At 70.1% G+C, this 20,285-nt stretch carries 20 protein-coding genes; 17 read left to right on the plus strand and 3 right to left on the minus strand.

Annotated elements, in window-relative coordinates:
* Positions 1 to 4 precede the first annotated feature (4 nt).
* The 11 genes from ABF401_RS07520 to pdxS all read left to right on the plus strand — a co-directional run bounded on the left by ABF401_RS07520 (position 5) and on the right by pdxS (position 12,085).
* The gene (locus tag ABF401_RS07520) at positions 5 to 1,324 is read left to right on the plus strand and encodes an acetyl-CoA C-acetyltransferase (protein WP_353508916.1); all 1,320 of its coding nucleotides are present in this window, start codon (positions 5 to 7) and stop codon (positions 1,322 to 1,324) included.
* A gap of 4 nt (positions 1,325 to 1,328) precedes the next feature.
* Positions 1,329 to 2,648 (plus strand): 3-oxoacyl-ACP reductase, encoded by a 1,320-nt coding sequence (locus ABF401_RS07525; RefSeq protein ID WP_353508917.1) that lies wholly within the window; start codon positions 1,329 to 1,331, stop codon positions 2,646 to 2,648.
* Complete coding sequence (locus tag ABF401_RS07530) at positions 2,645 to 3,517, plus strand: MaoC/PaaZ C-terminal domain-containing protein (RefSeq protein WP_353508918.1); 873 nt, start codon at positions 2,645 to 2,647, stop codon at positions 3,515 to 3,517. The genes ABF401_RS07525 and ABF401_RS07530 overlap by 4 nt, the downstream gene beginning before the upstream one ends.
* A 32-nt stretch (positions 3,518 to 3,549) precedes the next feature.
* On the plus strand, positions 3,550 to 4,593 hold the full coding sequence (locus ABF401_RS07535; protein ID WP_353508919.1) for a zinc-dependent alcohol dehydrogenase family protein: 1,044 nt from the start codon (positions 3,550 to 3,552) through the stop codon (positions 4,591 to 4,593).
* A 75-nt stretch (positions 4,594 to 4,668) separates the two neighbouring features.
* Positions 4,669 to 6,651, plus strand: a complete 1,983-nt coding sequence (gene thrS, locus ABF401_RS07540; RefSeq protein WP_353508920.1) for a threonine--tRNA ligase — start codon at positions 4,669 to 4,671, stop codon at positions 6,649 to 6,651.
* 432 nt (positions 6,652 to 7,083) lie between these two features.
* Complete coding sequence (locus tag ABF401_RS07545; protein WP_353508921.1) at positions 7,084 to 7,698, plus strand: HIT family protein; 615 nt, start codon at positions 7,084 to 7,086, stop codon at positions 7,696 to 7,698.
* Positions 7,699 to 7,742: 44 nt separating this feature from the next.
* The gene (gene pgsA, locus ABF401_RS07550) at positions 7,743 to 8,366 is read left to right on the plus strand and encodes a phosphatidylinositol phosphate synthase (RefSeq protein ID WP_353508922.1); all 624 of its coding nucleotides are present in this window, start codon (positions 7,743 to 7,745) and stop codon (positions 8,364 to 8,366) included.
* 5 nt (positions 8,367 to 8,371) lie between these two features.
* Positions 8,372 to 9,322 carry a phosphatidylinositol mannoside acyltransferase gene (locus ABF401_RS07555; protein ID WP_353508923.1) on the plus strand — a complete coding sequence of 317 codons (951 nt, stop codon included), beginning with the start codon at positions 8,372 to 8,374 and terminating at the stop codon, positions 9,320 to 9,322.
* Positions 9,323 to 9,344: 22 nt separating this feature from the next.
* Positions 9,345 to 10,517: a glycosyltransferase family 4 protein gene (locus ABF401_RS07560; protein ID WP_353508924.1), complete on the plus strand. Its 1,173-nt coding sequence runs from the start codon at positions 9,345 to 9,347 to the stop codon at positions 10,515 to 10,517.
* On the plus strand, positions 10,514 to 11,065 hold the full coding sequence (locus ABF401_RS07565) for a hypothetical protein (RefSeq protein WP_353508925.1): 552 nt from the start codon (positions 10,514 to 10,516) through the stop codon (positions 11,063 to 11,065). The genes ABF401_RS07560 and ABF401_RS07565 overlap by 4 nt, the downstream gene beginning before the upstream one ends.
* A gap of 99 nt (positions 11,066 to 11,164) precedes the next feature.
* Entirely contained in the window at positions 11,165 to 12,085 is a 921-nt protein-coding gene (gene pdxS / locus ABF401_RS07570; protein ID WP_353508926.1) for a pyridoxal 5'-phosphate synthase lyase subunit PdxS, read from the plus strand.
* Positions 12,086 to 12,165: 80 nt separating this feature from the next.
* On the opposite strand, the gene ABF401_RS07575 is transcribed toward pdxS, so the two are convergent.
* From ABF401_RS07575 to kynU, 3 genes are all read right to left on the minus strand, one after another.
* Positions 12,166 to 13,881 carry an HNH endonuclease signature motif containing protein gene (locus ABF401_RS07575; RefSeq protein WP_502908203.1) on the minus strand — a complete coding sequence of 572 codons (1,716 nt, stop codon included), beginning with the start codon at positions 13,879 to 13,881 and terminating at the stop codon, positions 12,166 to 12,168.
* 177 nt (positions 13,882 to 14,058) lie between these two features.
* Entirely contained in the window at positions 14,059 to 14,532 is a 474-nt protein-coding gene (locus ABF401_RS07580; RefSeq protein WP_353508927.1) for an RsbRD N-terminal domain-containing protein, read from the minus strand.
* A gap of 101 nt (positions 14,533 to 14,633) precedes the next feature.
* The gene (gene kynU / locus ABF401_RS07585) at positions 14,634 to 15,884 is read right to left on the minus strand and encodes a kynureninase (RefSeq protein ID WP_353508928.1); all 1,251 of its coding nucleotides are present in this window, start codon (positions 15,882 to 15,884) and stop codon (positions 14,634 to 14,636) included.
* 72 nt (positions 15,885 to 15,956) lie between these two features.
* On the opposite strand from kynU, the gene pdxT reads away from it, so the two are divergent.
* The 6 genes from pdxT (at position 15,957) to yajC (ending at position 20,282) form a co-directional block, all read left to right on the plus strand.
* Positions 15,957 to 16,565: a pyridoxal 5'-phosphate synthase glutaminase subunit PdxT gene (gene pdxT / locus ABF401_RS07590; protein WP_353508929.1), complete on the plus strand. Its 609-nt coding sequence runs from the start codon at positions 15,957 to 15,959 to the stop codon at positions 16,563 to 16,565.
* Positions 16,562 to 17,332 carry a YebC/PmpR family DNA-binding transcriptional regulator gene (locus ABF401_RS07595; protein ID WP_353508930.1) on the plus strand — a complete coding sequence of 257 codons (771 nt, stop codon included), beginning with the start codon at positions 16,562 to 16,564 and terminating at the stop codon, positions 17,330 to 17,332. The genes pdxT and ABF401_RS07595 overlap by 4 nt, the downstream gene beginning before the upstream one ends.
* A 150-nt stretch (positions 17,333 to 17,482) precedes the next feature.
* Positions 17,483 to 18,049: a crossover junction endodeoxyribonuclease RuvC gene (ruvC, locus tag ABF401_RS07600; protein WP_353508931.1), complete on the plus strand. Its 567-nt coding sequence runs from the start codon at positions 17,483 to 17,485 to the stop codon at positions 18,047 to 18,049.
* Complete coding sequence (gene ruvA / locus ABF401_RS07605) at positions 18,046 to 18,651, plus strand: Holliday junction branch migration protein RuvA (RefSeq protein ID WP_353508932.1); 606 nt, start codon at positions 18,046 to 18,048, stop codon at positions 18,649 to 18,651. Before ruvC ends, ruvA begins: the two co-directional genes overlap by 4 nt.
* Entirely contained in the window at positions 18,648 to 19,751 is a 1,104-nt protein-coding gene (ruvB, locus tag ABF401_RS07610; RefSeq protein ID WP_353508933.1) for a Holliday junction branch migration DNA helicase RuvB, read from the plus strand. Before ruvA ends, ruvB begins: the two co-directional genes overlap by 4 nt.
* A 210-nt stretch (positions 19,752 to 19,961) precedes the next feature.
* Positions 19,962 to 20,282, plus strand: a complete 321-nt coding sequence (gene yajC / locus ABF401_RS07615; protein ID WP_353508934.1) for a preprotein translocase subunit YajC — start codon at positions 19,962 to 19,964, stop codon at positions 20,280 to 20,282.
* Positions 20,283 to 20,285: the final 3 nt, after the last annotated feature.

A 20,285-nucleotide genomic window follows, 5' to 3' on the forward strand; every position in this document is an offset into this window, starting at 1 on the left:
TTCCATGGCACCCAAGACGAGAAAACCCCCGGCCCGGCAGACGCGCCGCGTCGCCGTACTCGGCGGCAACCGGATCCCGTTCGCCCGCGCCCACGGCGCGTACGCGCGCGCCTCGAACCAGGACATGCTCACCGTCGCCCTGGACGGTCTCATCGCTCGCTACGGCCTCGCCGGCGAGCGGCTCGGTGAGGTCGTCGCCGGGGCGGTGCTCAAGCACTCCCGCGACTTCAACCTCACCCGCGAGTCCGTCCTCGGCACGCGCCTCGAGGCGACGACTCCCGCCTACGACATCCAGCAGGCCTGCGGCACAGGTCTCGAGGCGGCAATCCTCGTGGCGAACAAGATCGCGCTCGGCCAGATCGACTCCGGCATCGCCGGCGGCGCGGACACGACGAGCGACGCGCCCATTGCGGTGAGCGAGGACCTGCGCAAGGTGCTCCTGGCGGTCAACCGCGCCAAGGCTCCGATGGACAAGCTCAAGGCCCTGTCCGCCTTCCGTCCGACCCAGCTCGCACCGTCGATCCCGGAGAACGGCGAGCCGCGGACGGGGATGTCGATGGGGGACCACATGGCGGTGACCGCCGCTGAGTGGGGCATCTCCCGGGAGGCCCAGGACGAGCTCGCCGCCGCCAGCCACCAGAAGCTCGCCGCCGCCTATGACCGCGGCTTCTTCGACGACCTGATGACGCCGTACCTCGGGCTGACGAAGGACAACAACCTGCGGCCCGACTCGACCGTGGACACGCTGGCCAGGCTCAAGCCGGTCTTCGGCAGGGGCGAGAACGCGACGATGACGGCAGGCAACTCGACGCCGTTGACCGATGGCGCCTCAGCGGTGCTCCTGGCCAGCGAGGACTGGGCGGAGGCGCACCACCTGACCCCGCTTGCCTGGTTCGTCGACGCGGAGACGGCCGCCGTCGACTACGTCCACGGCGACGAGGGCCTGCTCATGGCGCCGGCCTATGCCGTCCCACGGATCCTGGCCCGGAACGGGCTGACGCTCCAGGACTTCGACTTCTACGAGATCCACGAGGCCTTCGCGTCGACGGTGCTCACCCACCTCAAGGCCTGGGAGGACGAGGAGTTCGCCATCAAGCGCCTCGGGCTCGACGCGCCGCTCGGGTCGATCGACCGCAGCCGGCTCAACGTCAACGGCTCGTCCCTGGCCGCTGGTCACCCGTTCGCCGCGACCGGTGGGCGCATCGTCGCCACGCTGGCCAAACAGCTCAGGGAGAAGCGCGAGGCGACCAGGAAGCCCGTCCGGGGTCTGGTGTCCATCTGCGCTGCCGGTGGGCAGGGCGTCGTCGCGATCCTGGAGGCCTGAAGCCATGGCTGATCTCTTCACGACGGTCATCACGTCACCCCTGGCGAGAAGGGCCGGCGTGCCGCAGCCGACCCAGCTGCGCCGCTACACGCCGGGGGATCCCCTCGTCCACGGCCCGGTGCTCCTCGCCGGCGGAGGCCGCTTCGAGAAGTCCCTGCGGACCCGCCTCGAGCAGGCCGGCGCCACAGTCCTGAGCGCCGTCGAGGACACGGAGGACCGGCTCGGCGCCCTCATCCTTGACCTGTCCGCGGCGCTGGACCCGACCGAGCTGGCCCAGCTACGCATCATCGGCGCCCCAGCCGTCAAGCGGCTCGCCAAGAACGCTCGCGTCGTCGTCATCGGCACGGACCCGGCGACGTTGACTGACGTCACCGAGGTGGTCACGCAGCGTGCCCTGGAGGGCTTCGGGCGCTCTCTCGCCAAGGAGCTGCGGCTCGGTGCGACAGGCAATCTCGTGCTCGCCCAGGGCGAGGCGCACGATGGGGTGTGGTCTGCGGTGGAGTTCCTCCTCTCCGGAAGATCCGCCTACGTCAACGGCCAGGTGCTGCGGGTTGCCGACTCTCCCGGGACGAACTCAAACCCCGGGCAGCCGCTCGCCGGCAAGGTCGCGGTCGTCACCGGGGCAGCGAGAGGCATTGGCGCCGAGATCTCCAAGGTCCTCGCCCGCGACGGCGCCACCGTCGTGGCCGTCGACATCCCCGCGGCCGGTGAGGCGCTGGCCCGGGTGGCCAACGAGGTGAAGGGCACGGCCCTCCAGGTCGACGTCACGGCTGCCGATGCCGGAAGGCGCATCGTGGAGCATGCGACGCAACGTCACGGCGGCATCGACATCGTCATCCACAACGCCGGGATCACGCGGGACAAGCTCTTCGTCAACCTCGACGAGGACCGGTGGGACAGCGTCATCGACGTCAACCTGCGCTCCATCCTGCGGATGAACGAGGCCATGCTCGGCGAGGGCGGCCTCACGGAGGGTGGCCGCATCGTCTGCCTGTCCTCCATCGCCGGCATCGCGGGCAACCGCGGCCAGACCAACTACGGCGCGAGCAAGGCAGGTGTCATCGGCCTCGTGACCGCCCTGGCGGCCCAGGTCAGACACCGTGGTATCACCGTCAACGCGGTCGCTCCGGGCTTCATCGAGACCGAGATGACGGCTCGAATTCCCTTCGCCACCCGCGAGATGGGGCGCCGGATCAACTCGCTCCAGCAGGGTGGTCTGCCCAGGGACGTGGCGGAGACGATCGCCTGGCTCAGCCAGCCCGGCGCGGCCGCCGTGACGGGCCAGGTGGTGCGGGTGTGCGGGCAGAGCTGGCTCGGCGCATGAGCGGGTCGGCCATGGCACGCGAGCTCACCTTCGGGGCAGCCCCCGACCTCAGGCGGATCTACGCATCCGCACTGGTCACCGGACGTGCCACGTCCGGGCCGCTGCCCGACGTCCGAGCCGTCCGGAGCGGCATCGGGGTCGATGTGGGCAACCTCGTCGACTACGCGCGGCTGTGCGGGTTCACGGTGGGCGCCGCCCTGCCGCTGACCTACCCGCACCTGCTGGCCTTCCCCCTGCAGATGGCCCTGATGAGCGAGCGTGACTTTCCGCTGGGCCTGACCGGCGCCGTGCATCTCGAGAACGCCATCACCGCAACGCGTCCCATCGCGGTGGGGGAGAGCCTCGACCTCGCCGTGTGGGCGGAGAACCTGCGACCGCACCGCCGCGGCCAGCAGGCCGACCTCGTCTCCGAGGCCAGCGTCGATGGGGAGGTCGTCTGGCGCGGCGTCAGCACCTACCTGTCAAAGGGGACCGAGCACCCCGATGCGGCACCGTCCGAGCCGCCGATTCTCGAGCCGCTGCAGGACGCGGCGGCCGGCCCGAGGTGGCGGATCGGGGAGGACGCCGGACGCAGGTATGCGAGGGTCTCAGGTGACTGGAACCCGATTCACCTGCACGCGCTCACCGCGCGGCCGCTCGGCTTCCCGACCGCCATCGCGCACGGCATGTACACCTACGCCCGAGTCGTGGCCGCCCTCGCTCCGGTGCTGCCCGCCTCGGGTCTCACGAGCCGAGTCTGGTTCCGCAAGCCGGTCCGGCTGCCCTCGACGGTCCATCTGAGGAGTGCGATCGCGTCGGACCACACCCTCTCCCGGCTTGCCAGCGCAAAAGGCGACATCGAGCACGCCGTCGTCGAGCACTCTTGGTAGACGAACCATTCCGTACGAGTGACGCTGTTGTCATGACCGACCTCTCGAGCCTCCCCGAGACGTTGAGTGCCTGGGAGACGATCGGGTCCGACGGCCCCGGCCGCATCCGTCAGGTCGAGCGCGCCCTGCCACGACTGGGCCGTGGGGAAGTGCTCGTGCAGGTCGAGACCTGCGGTGTCTGCCGGACCGACCTGCACGTCACCGAGGGTGACCTGCCCGAGCATCGACCTCACGTCGTCCCAGGCCATGAGGTCGTCGGCCGGGTCGTCGCACTCGGAGAGGTGGCGTCCCGCTTCGAGATCGGCGACCGCATCGGCATCGCGTGGCTACGCAGCACGTGCGGGACATGTCGTTGGTGCCGGTCGGGTCGTGAGAACCTCTGTCGCTCAGCACGGTTCACCGGCTGGGACGACGATGGGGGCTACGCCACGTTCACGACGGCGCCCGAGGCGTACGCGTACGGCATCCCACCGGAGATCGAGGCCGAGCAAGCCGCGCCGCTCCTCTGTGCCGGCATCATCGGCTACCGCGCGCTCCGGAGGGCAGCGCTGCCTCCGGGCGGGCGTCTCGGCATCTATGGCTTCGGAGCCAGCGCCCACCTGACCGCTCAGTTGGCTCTGGCCCTCGGCGCCGAGGTCCACGTCCTCACGCGCGGGGAGGAAGCACGGCAGCTTGCACTGGACCTCGGGGCGAGCTCGGCCGGACCGGCGGACGGACTGCCTCCGGTACCCCTCGACGCGTCCATCCTCTTCGCGCCCGCCGGTGAGCTGGTGCCGGTGGCCCTGGCCGGACTGGAGCAGGGTGGCACCCTCGCGCTGGCCGGCATCCACGTCAGCGACATCCCGACGCTGGACTACCAGCACCATCTCTTCCGCGAGAAGACGCTCACCTCCGTCACCGCGAACACCCGACAGGACGGCGAGGAGCTGCTCGCCCTGGCCGCACGGCTGGGCGTGCGCTCGACAGTGACGACCTATCCCTTCGACACCGCTGACCAAGCGCTCGACGACCTCAAGGAGGGCCGCTTCGCCGGGGTCGCCGTGCTCCGCCTCCCGACGGGGCACGATCCGCTTTAGGAACGCACACCGCGCTGTCGATACGCTTGAGCGCGGCCGCGCCCAGCGGCATACGACCCTTGAAGGAGTGCCCTCGTGTCTGCACCGATCACCGTCACCATCGCCGGAAGCGAGCGATCGGTTGCGGAGCAGACGACGGCCGGCGAGCTCTTCGACGGCGACCGGTCGATCGTCGTGGCCCGCGTCAACGGGGAGCTGCGCGACCTCTTCCACGTCATCGAGGACGGCGATGTCGTCGAGCCGGTGAGCATCGACAGCGAGGACGGCTTGGCTGTCCTCCGGCACTCAACCGCGCACGTCCTCGCGCAGGCGGTCCAGTCCCTCCACGCCGACGCAAAGCTCGGGATCGGGCCACCGATCCGCGACGGCTTCTACTACGACTTCGACGTCGAGAAGCCCTTCCACCCGGATGACCTCAAGGCCCTCGAGAAGGTCATGCAGAAGATCATCAACGAGGGCCAGACGTTCGCCCGCCGGGTCGTCACCGACGAGGCGGCCCTCGCCGAGCTCGCTCATGAGCCGTACAAGTGCGAGCTCGTCGGGCTCAAGAGTGGTGCCGGAGAGGCGGCCGAAGGGGCCAGTGTCGAGGTCGGCGGCGGCGAGCTGACGATCTACGACAACCTCCGCCGGGACGGGAGCCGGGCGTGGGGCGACCTCTGCCGAGGCCCGCACATCCCCAACACCAAGCTCATCGGCAACGCCTTCAAGCTGATGCGGGTCGCTGCCGCGTACTGGCGCGGATCGGAGAAGAACCCGCAGCTGCAACGGATCTACGGAACCGCGTGGCCGAGCAAAGAAGAGCTGCGAGCTCACCTGGACAGGCTCGCGGAGGCGGAGCGACGCGACCACCGCAAGCTCGGCGCCGAGCTCGACCTGTTCAGCTTCCCCGACGAGCTGGGGTCGGGTCTGCCCGTCTTCCACCCCAAAGGTGGCGTCATCAAGCGCGAGATGGAGGACTACGTCCGCCGGCGGCACATCGAGGAAGGCTTCGACTACGTCGGCACGCCGCACATCACCAAGGACGGTCTCTTCCACACGTCCGGGCACTTGCCGTACTACGCCGACACCATGTTCCCCCCGATGGAGCTGGAGGGCGCCAAGTACCAGCTCAAGGCGATGAACTGCCCGATGCACAACCTCATCTACCAGTCCCGAGGGCGGTCGTACCGCGAGCTGCCGCTTCGGTTCTTCGAGTTCGGGTCGGTCTACCGCTACGAGAAGTCGGGGGTCGTGCACGGCCTCACTCGGGTGCGCGGGATGACGCAGGACGACTCGCACTCCTACGTCACGCCCGAGCAGGCGCCCGCAGAGATCAAGCACCTGCTCGACTTCGTCCTGTCGCTGCTGCGTGACTTCGGCCTCGAGGACTTCTACCTCGAGCTGTCGACCCGCGACACGGAGGGGGAGAAGTCCTCGAAGTTCATCGGCTCCGACGAGCAGTGGGAGGTCGCGACCGCGGTGCTCGAGGACGTCGCGACGGCTTCCGGTCTCGAGCTCGTCGCCGACCCCGGCGGGGCCGCCTTCTACGGCCCGAAGATCTCCGTCCAGGCCCGGGACGCGATCGGCCGCACCTGGCAGATGTCGACGATCCAGTACGACTTCAACCAGCCCGAGCGGTTCGGCCTCGAGTACCAGGCAGCGGACGGGTCGCGCCAGCAGCCGGTGATGATCCACTCGGCCAAGTTCGGCTCGATCGAGCGGTTCCTCGGGGTGCTCGTCGAGCACTACGCCGGCGCGTTCCCGGTGTGGCTCTCGCCGGTCCAGGTGCTCGGTGTACCGGTGGCGGACGAGTTCGCCGACTACCTCGGCGAGGTGCTGGACCGGCTGCGCCGCAAGGGAGTTCGCGTCGAGTTGGATGCGAGCGATGATCGCTTCCCGAAGAAGATCCGCAACGCATCGAAGTCGAAGGTGCCGTACGTGCTCATCGCAGGGGAGGACGACCGCGCTGCCGGTGCGGTGTCATTCCGCTATCGGGACGGTTCGCAGAAGAACGGCGTGCCGATCGACGACGCAGTCGCGGAGATCCTGACGGCGATCGAGTCGCGCGCTCAGGTCTAGCGCGTCCGCCCGGGCGGCGCTTGTCGGCGTGTCTCGGCGACACGCCGTGAGTCGGGAGCTCTGCCGACAAACTTTCGGCGAACCCCTTGCAAACACCACGCCGCGGGGCTACAACAGAACTACCGAACCGCTTCGGCGGATCGGCCTCTTCCTCACCTCGGTGAGTGAGAGAGAAGGCCCGGGAACTCATACTTCCCGGGCCTTCACCTTCCCATCTGGGGAAGGCCACCGATGCCCGGCCCCGTGGCTCTCACACCCACGGGGCCGCGTCGCGTCCGGGCGAGCGGAAGCCGGCCCAGCGGCATACGCAAGACAGGTTGGCCCCGCCGTCTCACACACGGCAGGGCCACCGCTATTGAACCCGCTCGTCCCCTCAGGCCTCAAATCGACACGCCCGCCAGGGCGGAACCGGCTCGACATAGGATGCGGGCCATGACGGATCAGGGGAGCGACAGTGGAGCCTCGGAGACCGGCCCAGCGGTCAGCCCTGCCGTCGATGCCCAGCATGCCCGGCTCGAGGACCACGCCGACTTCGCGCACGTCGACGACGGATTCCAGCGACTGTGGACGCCCCACCGGATGGCCTACATCGTCGGTGACAGGCCGACCGACGAGCCGGGCTCCGGCTGCCCCTTCTGCACCGCTCCGGACAAGAGCGACGACGAGGGGCTCATCGTCCACCGGGGGACCCACTGCTACGTCGTGATGAACCTGTTCCCGTACAACCCGGGCCATCTGCTCGTCTGCCCGTACCGCCACGTCTCTCTCTACGTCGACCTCACCGACGAGGAGACGGAGGAGTTCACCGCACTGACCAAGGACGCGATCCGGGCTCTCGAAGCAGCCTCGGGGCCACACGGCTTCAACCTGGGCATGAACCAGGGTGCCGTCGCCGGGGCCGGCGTCGCCGCCCACCTGCACCAGCACATCGTGCCGCGGTGGGGAGGCGACTCGAACTTCCTGCCGATCGTCGGCCAGACGAAGGCGCTCCCTGTGCTCCTCGAGGACACTCGCCAGCGGGTCGTCGCTGCGTGGCCACCCACCTGACGCTGCAGCAGGCTGACCTGTCAGGTCAGTAGGCTGGCCCCACTATGCTCGACAGATTCCTCCGTGCGACCGTCACGAAGATCCTCGGTCCGATCGCCCGCCTCCTGCTCAAGATCGGCGTCAGCGCGGACATCGTGACCGTTGTGGGCACGGTCGGAGTCAGCGCGGGCGCCCTCTACTTCTTCCCGCGCGGCGAGCTGTGGGTCGGCGTGCTCGTCATCACCGCCTTCGTCTTCTCGGACACGGTCGACGGCATCATGGCCCGCCAGTCAGGGGGCTCGACGAAATGGGGCGCGTACCTCGACTCGACCCTCGACCGCATCGGTGACGCGGCGATCTTCGGCGGCCTGGTGCTCTACTACGCCGGGATGGGGGACAACAGCGTCATGGCCGGGCTCTCGCTCGCATGCCTCATCCTCGGCAGCGTCGTCTCCTACGCGCGGGCACGGGCCGAGGGCCTTGGGTTCACCGCCTCGGTCGGCATCGCCGAGCGCGCCGATCGGCTGGTGGCCGTGCTCGTCGCAACGTTCTTCGCGGACCTGTTCGACTCGACGCTCCTGCTCGGTGTGGTCCTCGCCCTGCTCGCAGTGGCCAGCTTCGTCACGGTCGTGCAACGCATCATGACGGTGCGCTCGCAGGCCCTCGCAGCCGGCGAGGTCAACCATTGACCCAGGTGCGAGGCACTTCTGACGCTGCCATCGCGACCCGCGACCTCAGGGACCAGCTCACCGTCGCCGGCTTCAAGCTCGGCTGGCGGGCGCTGCGCGGGCTCCCGGAGCCGGTCGCCTACGGGCTGTTCAACCGGATTGCCGACGTCGCCGTGCGCCGTGGCGGCAGACGGGTCGAGCGGCTCCGCGCGAACTACCAGAAGGCACGTCCGGAGCTCGACGAGGCATCGCTCGACTCCCTCGTGCGAGCCGGGATGCGCTCCTACATGCGCTACTACTGCGAGGCGTTCCGACTGCCTTCCCTCAGCAGGGAGCAGATCGACCGTGCCGTCGTCAGTCGTGGCGCGGACGGGCCGCGCCTGTTCACCGAGAAGGGAGAGACGGCCGTCGTCTTCGTCGGCCACCTCGGCAACTTCGACCTCGCGGCGGCGTGGGCCGCGGGCACCCTGGCGCCGGTGACGACGGTGGCTGAGCGGCTCAAGCCCGAGGAGGTCTTCCAGGAGTTCGTCGCCTTCCGCAACGCCATCGACATGGACATCATCCCGCTGACTGGCGGCGACGACCCCTTCGCCGCGCTCGTACAGGCCGCGCGCGCCGGTGGCCGGCTCATCGCCCTGGCGAGCGACCGCGACCTGACCAGCAACGGCGTCGAGGTGGACCTCGTCGGCCACCCGGCGAGGATGGCCAAGGGGCCTGCGGTCCTCTCCCTGCTCACCGGGGCGCCGCTGTACTGCGCGGCGATCCACTACGAGCCCGCGCCCAAGGGCCACGGTCTCGGCGGCTACCGGACGGTCATCGAGTTCAGCGAACGGCTCCATCCTCGAGTGGACGGCCCCACGGCCGCCAAGGCCCAGGACCTGATTCAGCAGTGCGCCGACCACCTGTCCGTGACGATTCGCCAGCACACGTCGAGCTGGCACATGCTCCAGCGGGTCTTCGTCGAGGACCTCTCATGACCCGGGTCCGGTGCGCTCGCCCATGAGGATCGGCATCGTCTGTCCGTACTCGTTCGACGTTCCCGGCGGGGTGCAGTTCCACGTCCGTGACCTGGCCGAGCACTTCATCGGCGAGGGCGACGAAGTGTCGGTGCTGGCGCCGGCCGACAGCGAGACTGCGCTGCCCGACTACGTCGTGTCGGCCGGTCGCGCCACCGCCGTCCGGTTCAACGGCTCCGTGGCACGACTGGCCTTCGGTCCGGTCACGGCGGCCAAGGTGGGCCGGTGGCTCGACCACGGCAGGTTCGACGTCCTCCACATCCACGAGCCGATGTCCCCGAGTGTCAGCGTCCTCGCCCTCATGGCGGCCGACGGGCCGATCGTCGGGACGTTTCACACCTCGATGCTCCGGTCTCGCACGATGCAGACGGCCTATCCGATCGTCCGCCCCTACCTGGAGAAGATCTCGGCCCGGATCGCCGTGAGCGAGGACGCCCGCCGAACCGTGACGACGCACGTCGGTGGAGACGCGGTCGTCATCCCCAACGGGGTCTACGTGGACCGCTTCGCCGGCGCGCTGCATCGACCGGCGTGGACGGGCACCGCGGATCGGCCGACGATCGCCTTCCTCGGACGGATGGCCGAGCCACGAAAGGGACTACCTGTCCTGGCGGCCGCCCTGCCGACCGTGCTCGAGCAGGTGCCGGGGCTGCGGCTGCTCGTCGCCGGCCCCGGGAACCCGGGGGAGATCACGGGAGCATGGCCGCCTGACGTGCGTGAGGCTGCGGAGTTCCTCGGGGCGGTCTCCGACGAGGAGAAGGCGTCGCTGCTCTCCTCGGTCGACCTCTATGTCGCGCCGAACACCGGCGGCGAGAGCTTCGGGATCATCCTCATCGAGGCGATGGCGTCCGGCGCCTGCGTCCTGGCCAGTGACCTCTCGGCGTTCTCCCGGGTCCTCGACGGGGGCGCCGTCGGTGCGATGTTCCGCAACGAGGACCCGGCCGACCTCGCCCGCCAGCTCATCGGTCTGCTCGAGGAGCCCGAGCGTCGTCGGGACCTCGCCGCCCGGGGCCAGCAGCGGGCGCATCGCTTCGACTGGTCGGTCGTGGCCGACCAGATCCGCGCGGTCTACGAGACGGTGATCGAGGGCCGGCTCGCGGCGCAAACGGAGCCGCCATCGCGGTGGAACCGCTTCCTGCGCGGGGGTGCCCGATGAGCGAGCTCCTCTCGTGGGTCTTCGCGGTTCTGTTCGTCCTCGTTATCATCGCCTGGTACCTCACCTACACGGCGGCCCGGCTCGACCGGCTCCACGTCAGGCTCACGGGCACCTTGGCGGCTCTTGACGCCCAGCTCGTCAGGCGAGCCGAGGCGTCGCTCGAGCTCGCCAACAGCGGTTTGCTCGACGGCGCGACGTCGCTCATCCTGGCCACCGCATCGGCCGAGTCGTTGGAGAACCCGGGCGAGCACGGCGAGATCCGCGAGGTCGTCGAGAACGACCTGACCGAGGCCTTGCACCACTCGATCACCGAGCCCACGTGCGCGAAGATCCGCGAGGCCGGTCCGCTCGGGGTCGACCACTTGGACCGGCTCCGCTCGACCTGCACCAGGGTCTCGCTCGCGAGGCGGTTCCACAACGACGCGGTCACCGACGTCCGACGAGTGCGGCGCAAATGGGCCGTGCGGCTGTTCCGCCTGGCCGGCCACACGCCCATGCCGCTGACCGTGGAGTTTGACGACGAGCTGCCGCCCGGCCTGGCCGCCTGATCTCCGTTCCCTGGTCCGCGGCGAACCGGCGAGGTCGAGGGACCCCTCGGATGGGCCTACGATTCTTAGCATCAACCGAGCACGGAAAGCAGGACCAGCGTGACCACTCCTGAGACCCAGTCTCACCCCCAGCCCGAGACCGGCACCGGCACCACCCCCGTCAAGCGGGGCATGGCCGAGATGCTCAAGGGCGGCGTCATCATGGACGTCGTGACGCCCGAGCAGGCCAAGATCGCCCAGGACGCCGGGGCCGTCGCGGTCATGGCGCTCGAGCGCGTTCCCGCGGACATCCGCGCCCAGGGCGGGGTTTCCCGGATGAGCGACCCCGACATGATCGACGGCATCATCTCCACCGTGTCGATCCCCGTCATGGCGAAGGCCCGGATCGGACACTTCGTCGAGGCGCAGGTCCTCCAGAGCCTCGGCGTCGACTACATCGACGAGTCCGAGGTCCTCACCCCGGCCGACTACGCCAACCACATCGACAAGTGGAAGTTCACCGTCCCCTTCGTCTGCGGGGCGACCAACCTGGGCGAGGCGCTTCGCCGGATCACCGAGGGCGCGGCCATGATCCGCTCCAAGGGCGAGGCCGGCACCGGAGACGTGTCCAACGCGACGACTCACATGCGCCAGATCCGCGCCGAGATCCGCCGCCTCCAGAACCTCCCCGAGGACGAGCTCTACGTCGCCGCCAAGGAGCTCCAGGCTCCCTACGAGCTCGTCGCTGAGGTCGCCCGCAACGGCAAGCTGCCCGTGGTGCTCTTCACCGCCGGTGGCATCGCCACCCCGGCCGACGCGGCGATGATGATGCAGCTCGGCGCCGAGGGTGTCTTCGTCGGGTCCGGGATCTTCAAGTCCGGCAACCCGGCACAGCGTGCGGAGGCGATCGTCAAGGCCACGACGTTCTACGACGACCCCGACGTCATCGCCAAGGTCTCGCGCGGCCTCGGCGAGGCCATGGTCGGCATCAACGTGGACGAGATCCCGCAGCCGCACCGGCTCGCCGAGCGAGGCTGGTGAACAGCCACCACAACCACGCCGTATGCCGCTGGGCTCGCTGAGCCCGGCGGCACACCTCTGCGGGTGGCTGGGTCACTCCATCAGAAGGGCGGCGGCTCGTCCCCCGGCGGGGATGGTGAGGGCGGGGCTGGCGGGTCCGGGTCTCGCAGTGCCTCGGTCCACGACTTCGGGTAGGTGACGTAGTCCCGCCCCGTCAATGTCCGCCAGCGCAGACCGCGCTGGGCCGGGTCGCCGACCGGCTGGCACGAGGTCAGTCCGGCGGTCTTGGGCTGGTGGTGCCGGCGCCGGTCGAGTGGACCCAGATTGCCCACGACCGTTGAACCTTCCGGCCAGGCGGTGTGATGGTCGATGTCGCACCGCCGTGCGTCGACCGTGCAGCCGGGCCCGCGACAGTGCCCGTCCAGGGCCCGGACCTGCTCGATCATCGCCGGGGTCGGCCGGTACCTGTCCGTGCCCAGCTCGAGCGCCCGCCCGGTCAGGTGGTCCACGGCCAGCCACCGCCACACCGACCCCGGCGCGGCGATGATCTGGCGGGCATGCTCGGCGCTGACCCAGCCATGCCCGGGCAGTTCGCACGGCGCGTCCGAGAGCCCGGCGGCGACCTCGAAGGGGACCACGACCCACACCGACGCCGCCGGGGCCACCGGAGCGCAGCCACACACGCCGTGCTCAGCCGGCCGCTCAGCCGTCTGCCCAGGGGGCACCGCCTCCACCGTCGTCTCGTGGATGGGGCAGGGGCCGTACCGGTGCCGAAGCAGCGCCTCCGCGGCCAGGTCCGCGCGCAGCTGATCGAGGTTCCGGTCGTCTCCAGCCTGACGCATCGACCGCGCCAGCTGCTCGATCCGGTCTGCGACCGCGACGACCTGCTCGGCTGGCAGGTGCAGGGCCAGAACCCCCATCCCGTCCTCGGTCAGCTCGGCCGTGAGCCGGCGCCGCGTCGCCGCCCTTTCCCGGCGCGCCTTCGCCGCGGCAGGGTCGTGCAACGCCTTCAGTGCCCGGGTCAGCCGCTGCCGGATCTGCGGATGGGTGGGCCGGTGCCCGTCGGGCATTGGCGCGAGCACCCGCTCCACCACCACCGTGAGGAGCTCGTCGTGGTCGGCCTCGTCCCAGCCCTCGGCGTGCGCCAGGGCGGACACCTCGTCCGCGATCAACGCAGCGTGCTGCAGCGACACGGACCCGGCGGCCAGCCGGTCTCGCAGCGGGGCGTACCGGATCGCGTCCACGGCCAGCCGCATCCGGCGGCCGGCCTCCCCAGCGGGCACCGCGGTCATGGTGGTGATCTCGTCTACCGCGGCCACATCGACGTTCACGGCCCGCTCCGTCGCGGTCTCGCGCCGCCGCCTGCTGACCAGCCCCGGGCTGAACTCCCCCTCGAGGTGCGCGACCTGCTCGGCGACGACCGCGCGGAAGTCCCCATAGGCGTCGACGATCCGTCCGTCCAATCTGGCCCGCTCCGCCTCCAGGTCCTCGATCCGGGCCAGGAGCCCGTCGGCCTGCTCCTGCAGCCGCTCGCTCACGTGGTCGATTTCGCTGGTGTCGCTGGTGTCGCCGCTGACGCTCGTGGTAGCGGCTCCGGCCGGAGTGCAGGTCATGGGAGCGCCTCGACTGGTGCGAAGCCAGTCGAGCACGTCGAGCGCCTCGAACGGGTCGGGCAGGGCGGCGGCCTCGGCGAGCTGCCTGGCCAGGACCCGCTCGTGCCAGACCTCTGACGGGTCCTCGCAGAGACTCCCGGGCAGGCCCTCGATCAGGTCGGCGAACCGTTGGACGAGGGCGGCCTCAGCGTCCATGTACGGCACGAGCGCCCTCCTTCCGCTGGAGTTCCCTGTGAGCGCGTCGCTACGCCAATTCGAACAAATATTCGAGTCAGTGTCAAGGGGATTTCGGGCCTGTGGACGACGAACCTGATTGCCGGGCAATGGAGCCCATGAGCGAGACGAGCCCGGCGGGCTGCGCCGGGCTCATTCGGGCGATGCCTACTCGCTCGGCGTCCCGGCCGCCTCGGTGCCGGCGAAGAGGGCCGTGAGGTCGAGCGAGGGGACGTGCTTCTGGGAGGCGAGCGACACGTACTTTCGGGCCACGGTGTCCTTGCCGAAGCCGAGGACCGTGCTGAGCAACCCGATGGCCTCAGCGAGCTCGCTCGGCGGCTCGGCGGCCACCACGCGTCGCCACATCGCCTCCTCGAGCGAGTTGAAGGCCATCTGCACCTCGGAGATGTCGAAGCCGGCGTCGAACCGCTCGGCCGCGATGCGATCCGCATAGGCGCTGAGCGAGGTCAGACTGCGGGACTCGATCGCGGTGACGACGAGGTCGAACAGGTTGGCCAGACGCTCGCGGGTGAACGTCTCACCAGCCTTCTCGTAGTGGTGCACGTGTGAGCGCTGCAGGTCCGAGAACGCCTCGTCCAGAATGCTCTCCTCGGACTCCCTCAGCAGGGTCTGAAGCTTCATGGTTCTCCCTCTCCCTCAATGGGTCCCATCGTGTCAAGGGCCCCGTGTGCCGTGGCAGGAACGTGAGCAATCGAACGAAACGGGCGACGGGGTCGGGCGGATCACGTGACGGCGTGCCGGGTGGCGAACTCGGGCCGCTCGTGCTCGCGGCTGTCGAGGACCTCATTGAGCTGCTGCGCGGCAGTGACCGCGTCGACGTGCGTCACGTAGAGCGGTGCGAAACCGAGCCGGACGATGTCGGGCTCCCGGTAGTCGCCGATGACGCCCCGAGCGATCAGCGCCTGGACCACGGCGAAGGCCTCGGGATGGCGGAGCGACACCTGTGACCCTCGCTGCCGATCCGCGGCCGGGGTCGCCAGCGCCAGGCCGACGCCCAGCGTGGCAACGGCCTCGCGGAAGATCGAGGTCAGCGAGAGGGACTGCGCCCGCACGTCGGCCATGGACAGGCCGTCGAACGCCTCGAGCGCCGCCTCCAGGGCCAGCACGGACAGCATCGGCGGGGTCCCCACGCGAAGTCGGTCGATGCCGGATGCGGGGACGTACTCGCGGGCCATCTCGAATGGGTTCGCGTGCCCGAACCAGCCGGTGAGCGGCTGGTCGAAGGCGTCCTGATGACGCGCGGCCACGTAGATGAACGAGGGGGCACCGGGACCGCCGTTGAGGTACTTGTAGCCGCAGCCGACGGCCACGTCGGCGCCGCCGGCGTCGAGCCGCACGTCGACGGCGCCGGCGGAGTGGCAGAGGTCCCAGCAGGCCAGGGCCCCGACGTCGTGGGCAGCCGAGGTGATCCGCTCGAGGTCCCACAGCTCGCCGGTGGCATAGTCCACGCTCGAGTAGGCGGCGACCGCCAGGTCCGGGCCGAGCGCGGCGATGGCCTGCGGAGCGTCGGCGGGGGAGACACGGCGGACCTCCAGACCCTCGACCCGGGCAGCCGCCTCCGCGAGATAGAGATCGGTGGGAAACGACGCCGGATCCGTGAGCACGACCCGGCGCCCCGGCCGCAGCCGCGCTGCCCCGACGATCGCCTTGTAGAGGTTGACCGACGTCGAGTCGGTGACCACGATCTGGCCCGCGGCGGCCCCGACGAGCCGGCCGATACGGTCGCCGACCCTGGTCTGCGCGCCCCACCAGTCCGCCTCGTTCCATGACCGGATCAGGCGGTCGCCCCACTCGTGCTCGACCACGCGGGCCAGCACCGGACCCACCGTCCGCGGCAGGGCGCCGAGCGAGTTGCCGTCGAGGTAGATGACCCCGTCGGGCAGCACGAACCGCTCACGTGTACCGCTCAGCGGCGAACGCGCGTCGAGGTCGCTGGCCCGGGCGAGGAGGTCGTCGATGACGTCGTCGGACATGGTGGCAACGTACCGCGAGCGGCAGGAGCCGGTTCACGCGCGGCGAGCCCAGCGGCATACGATCTGGGGTTTGTGAAGATCACCATCGGCGTCCTCGCCGTCCAGGGCGACGTGCGCGAGCACGCCGCCGCCCTCACCGCGCTCGGCGCCGAGGTCGTCACCGTCCGCCGTCCCGGGGAGGTCGAACAGATCGACGCCCTCGTGATCCCCGGCGGGGAGTCGACGGTCATGGACAAGCTCGTCCGGGCCTTCGAGCTGCAGGAGCCGCTGCGCAAGCGGATCGCCGACGGCCTGCCCGTCCTCGGGTCCTGCGCAGGGATGATCATGCTCGCCGACCGCATCGCCGACGCACGGGCCGATCAGCAGACGCTCGGCGGCATCGACATGACGGTGCGACGCAACGCCTTCGGCCGCCAGGTCGACTCGTTCGAGACCGACCTCCGCTATGCGGGGCTCGACGAACCGGTTCACGCGGTCTTCATCCGCGCACCATGGGTCGATGAGGCAGGCGAGGGAGTCGAGGTCCTCGCCCGGGTGGGGGAGGGGCCGGCCGCGGGTAGGATCGTCGCGGTTCGGCAGGGCAATCTCGTGGCGACGTCGTTCCATCCCGAGGTGGGTGGGGACCGCCGCATCCACGCCGAATTCGTCCGGATCGTCGAGAACGCGAGGGAGTCTGCATGAGCGGCCACTCCAAATGGGCCACCACGAAGCACAAGAAGGCTGCGATCGACGCCAAGCGCGGCAAGCTCTTCGCGAAGCTCATCAAGAACATCGAGGTCGCGGCCCGCCAGGGCGGCGGCGACCCGGCCGGCAACCCGACGCTCTACGACGCCATCCAGAAGGCCAAGAAGACCTCCGTCCCCAACGACAACATCGACCGTGCGGTCAAGCGGGGCTCCGGCGCCGAGGCCGGCGCCGCAGACTGGCAGCCGATCACCTACGAGGGCTATGCGCCCGGCGGGGTCGCCCTGCTCATCGAGTGCCTCACGGACAACCGCAACCGGGCGGCAGCCGAGGTCCGCACCGCGCTGACGCGCAATGGCGGCCAGCTCGCCGACCCCGGCTCGGTCGCGTACGTCTTCCACCGCAAGGGCGTCGTCATCGTCCCGAAGGACGGGTCATCCGGCGACGTCTCGGAGGACTCTGTCCTCGAGGTCGTCCTCGACGCGGGTGCCGAGGAGGTCAACGACAACGGCGACACCTGGGAGATCGTCTCCGAGGCGAGCGACTTCGTCGCGGTGCGTCAGGCCCTCCAGGAGGCCGGGATCGACTACGACTCCGCCGAGGCGTCGTGGGTGCCCAACCTCCAGGTCCCACTCGACCTCGACGGCGCCAAGAAGATGATCCGCGTCATCGACGCCCTCGAGGACAGCGACGACGTGCAGAACGTCTACGCCAACGGCGACATCCCCGACGACGTGCTGGCGGCGCTCGACGACGAGGAGTAGGCCGTATGCCGCTGGGCTCGGTCTCGCGGTGACGCGCGCTCGGCAGCACGACCCTTCGGCGCGCCTTCCACGTCTCCGGTCGCCGGGACCGTTACGGTTGAGCCGAACACGTGTTCGGTCAGGTTCTCAGATCGAGTCAGGAGGTGGGTCGTGCGCGTCCTCGCAGTGGACCCGGGCCTGACTCGGTGCGGTGTCGGGGTCGTCGAGGGGCAGCCCGGAAGGCGGCTCTCGCTCGTCGACGTCGGCGTGATCCGCACTCCGCCCCGTGACCCGACCCCGAGGCGGCTCGTCGCGCTGGAGGACGAGCTGCGCCGCTGGTTCGACCGGCACCGGCCCGAGGCCGTGGCCATCGAGCGGGTGTTCGCGGACACCAACGTCTCCACCGTGATGGGCACCGCGCAGTGCACGGGGATCGTCATGATGCTCGCCGAGCGGCGCGGGCTCCCGATCGCCCTGCACACTCCGACCGAGGTCAAGGCCGCCGTGAGCGGCAGCGGCCGCGCCGACAAGCGCCAGGTCACGGCCATGGTGACCCACCTGCTCGGCCTCGACCGGGCCCCGAAGCCCGCAGATGCGGCCGACGCGCTCGCCCTCGCGATCTGCCACGTCTGGCGCGGCGGCACGCAGAGCCGCCTGGCCCAGGCCGCCGAGGCGCACGCCCGGACGGCTCCCACTCGCTACCGCCGACCAACGACCGCTGGAGCATCCCGACGATGATCGCCTCACTGTCCGGAACCGTCCTCAAGGCCGGCCTCGACTCTGTCGTCCTCGGCGTCGGAGGCGTCGGCATGCTCGTCCACACGACGCCGGCGACCGCCGCTTCCGTGCGGGTGGGCCAGGCCGCCGAGCTCGAGACCAGCCTCGTCGTCCGCGAGGACTCGCTCACTCTCTACGGGTTCGCGACCGAGGACGAGAAGCACGTCTTCGAGACGGTCCAGACAGTGTCCGGCGTGGGGCCCCGCCTGGCGTTGGCCCTGCTCGCCGTGCACGACCCGGTGTCCGTGCGCCGGGCGCTCGGCGCCGGCGACCTTGCGGCGCTGACGAAGGTCCCGGGAATCGGCAAGAAGGGCGCCGAGCGGCTGGTGCTCGAGCTGCGCGACAAGCTGGGTGCGCTGGGGGGCTCGGCTGACGAGCCCGGACTCGTGGTCCAGCGGACCACCGGCGATCAATGGCGTGAGCAGGTGCGGGAGGCGCTGGTCGGTCTCGGCTGGACCGCCCGGCAGGCGGACGAGGCGCTCGACCGCGTTGCGCCGCAGGCCGCCGACGGTGCGAGCGTCTCGGCCATGCTGCGCGCGGCCCTGCAGGAGCTCGGTCGATGAGCGTCGACGAGCAGGCCTGGGACCAGTCGTACGACGCGACCGCGCGCATCGTCGATGCCGGCAGTGACTCCGACGAACGACAGGTCGAGGCGGCGCTCCGTCCGAGGCGGCTCGATGACTTTCCCGGCCAGACCCGCGTGCGCGAGCAGCTCGGCCTCGTCCTCAAGGCTGCCAAGCGGCGCGGCACGGCGCCCGACCACGTGCTTCTCTCCGGTCCTCCGGGGCTGGGCAAGACGACCCTCGCGATGATCGTCGCCAGCGAGCTCGAGCAGCCGATCCGGATCACGTCGGGACCGGCGATCCAGCACGCCGGGGACCTGGCCTCCGTGCTCTCGTCCCTGGCGGAGGGGGAGGTGCTCTTCCTGGACGAGATCCACCGGATGTCCCGGGCGGCGGAGGAGATGCTGTACCTGGCGATGGAGGACTTCCGCGTCGACGTCATCATCGGCAAGGGCCCCGGAGCCACGGCGATCCCGCTCGAGCTGCCTCCGTTCACCGTCGTCGGGGCAACGACCCGGGCGGGCCTGCTGCCGGCCCCGCTGCGCGACCGCTTCGGCTTCACCGGCCACCTCGACTTCTACGAGCCGAGCGACCTCGTCACGATCCTGCACCGCTCCGCGCGCCTGCTCGCCCTCGGCGCCGACGAGGACGGCATCGTCGAGATCGCCATGCGCTCGAGGGGAACACCACGGATCGCCAACCGGCTGCTTCGCCGGGTGCGCGACTGGGCCCAGATCCACGGGGAGGACCGGGTGACGCAAGCCGCGGCTCGTCAGGCGCTGGAGCTGTTCGACGTGGACGAGCGTGGTCTCGACCGGCTCGACCGGGCGGTCCTCGACGCACTCTGCCGCCGGTTCGCCGGTGGGCCGGTGGGCTTGTCGACCCTGGCGGTGGCAGTGGGGGAGGAGCCCGACACGGTCGAGACCGTCGCCGAGCCGTTCCTCGTCCGGGAGGGTTTCATGCTGCGGACGCCACGAGGGCGGGCCGCCTCGCCGCTCGCCTGGGCCCATCTCGGCCTCACGCCCCCGCTCGACACCCAAGGGCTGTGGGCGGCCACGCTGCCGCTCGATGACCTGGCCGGAGGACGCTTCGAGACCTGACCACGGCGAAACCGCAGCCAAAACGTGACCCGGCCCAGCGGCATACGACCACCTCTCGGTCTGACAAAGCCGCACGTCGGACGTAGACTCCTGCGGGCACCTCCGCCGCTCCCGCGGCACCATCCGGTGTCCCCGGACGTTGACGTGTCGCCCGCACCACCACCGGTTCGCGTGCTGCCCGGATCGAGAAGTCGAAGGATTGAGCCTGATATGAACAACGGCAACGGGGGATCCTCGTTGGTCATCCTCGCCCTGCCGCTCCTGCTGCTGGCCTGGATGTTCTGGAGTGCCAACCGGCGGACGAAGCGGATGCGCGAGTTCAACACCTCGCTCAATGTCGGCGACGAGGTCGTGACCTCGTCGGGCATCTACGGCACGATCCGTCATCTCGACGACGCCAGCGCCCACATCGAGGTGGCCGAGGGCATGATCCTGCGCTTCGACCGGCGCGCCGTGGCCATGAAGCAGGCCGATGTGACGCCACCGATCAACCGGACGCAGACGGACGACTCGTCCGCCCCCGGTCAGTGAGGC

The sequence above is a fragment of the Intrasporangium sp. genome, assembly GCF_040414665.1.
Classification (GTDB): Bacteria; Actinomycetota; Actinomycetes; order Actinomycetales; family Dermatophilaceae; genus Intrasporangium.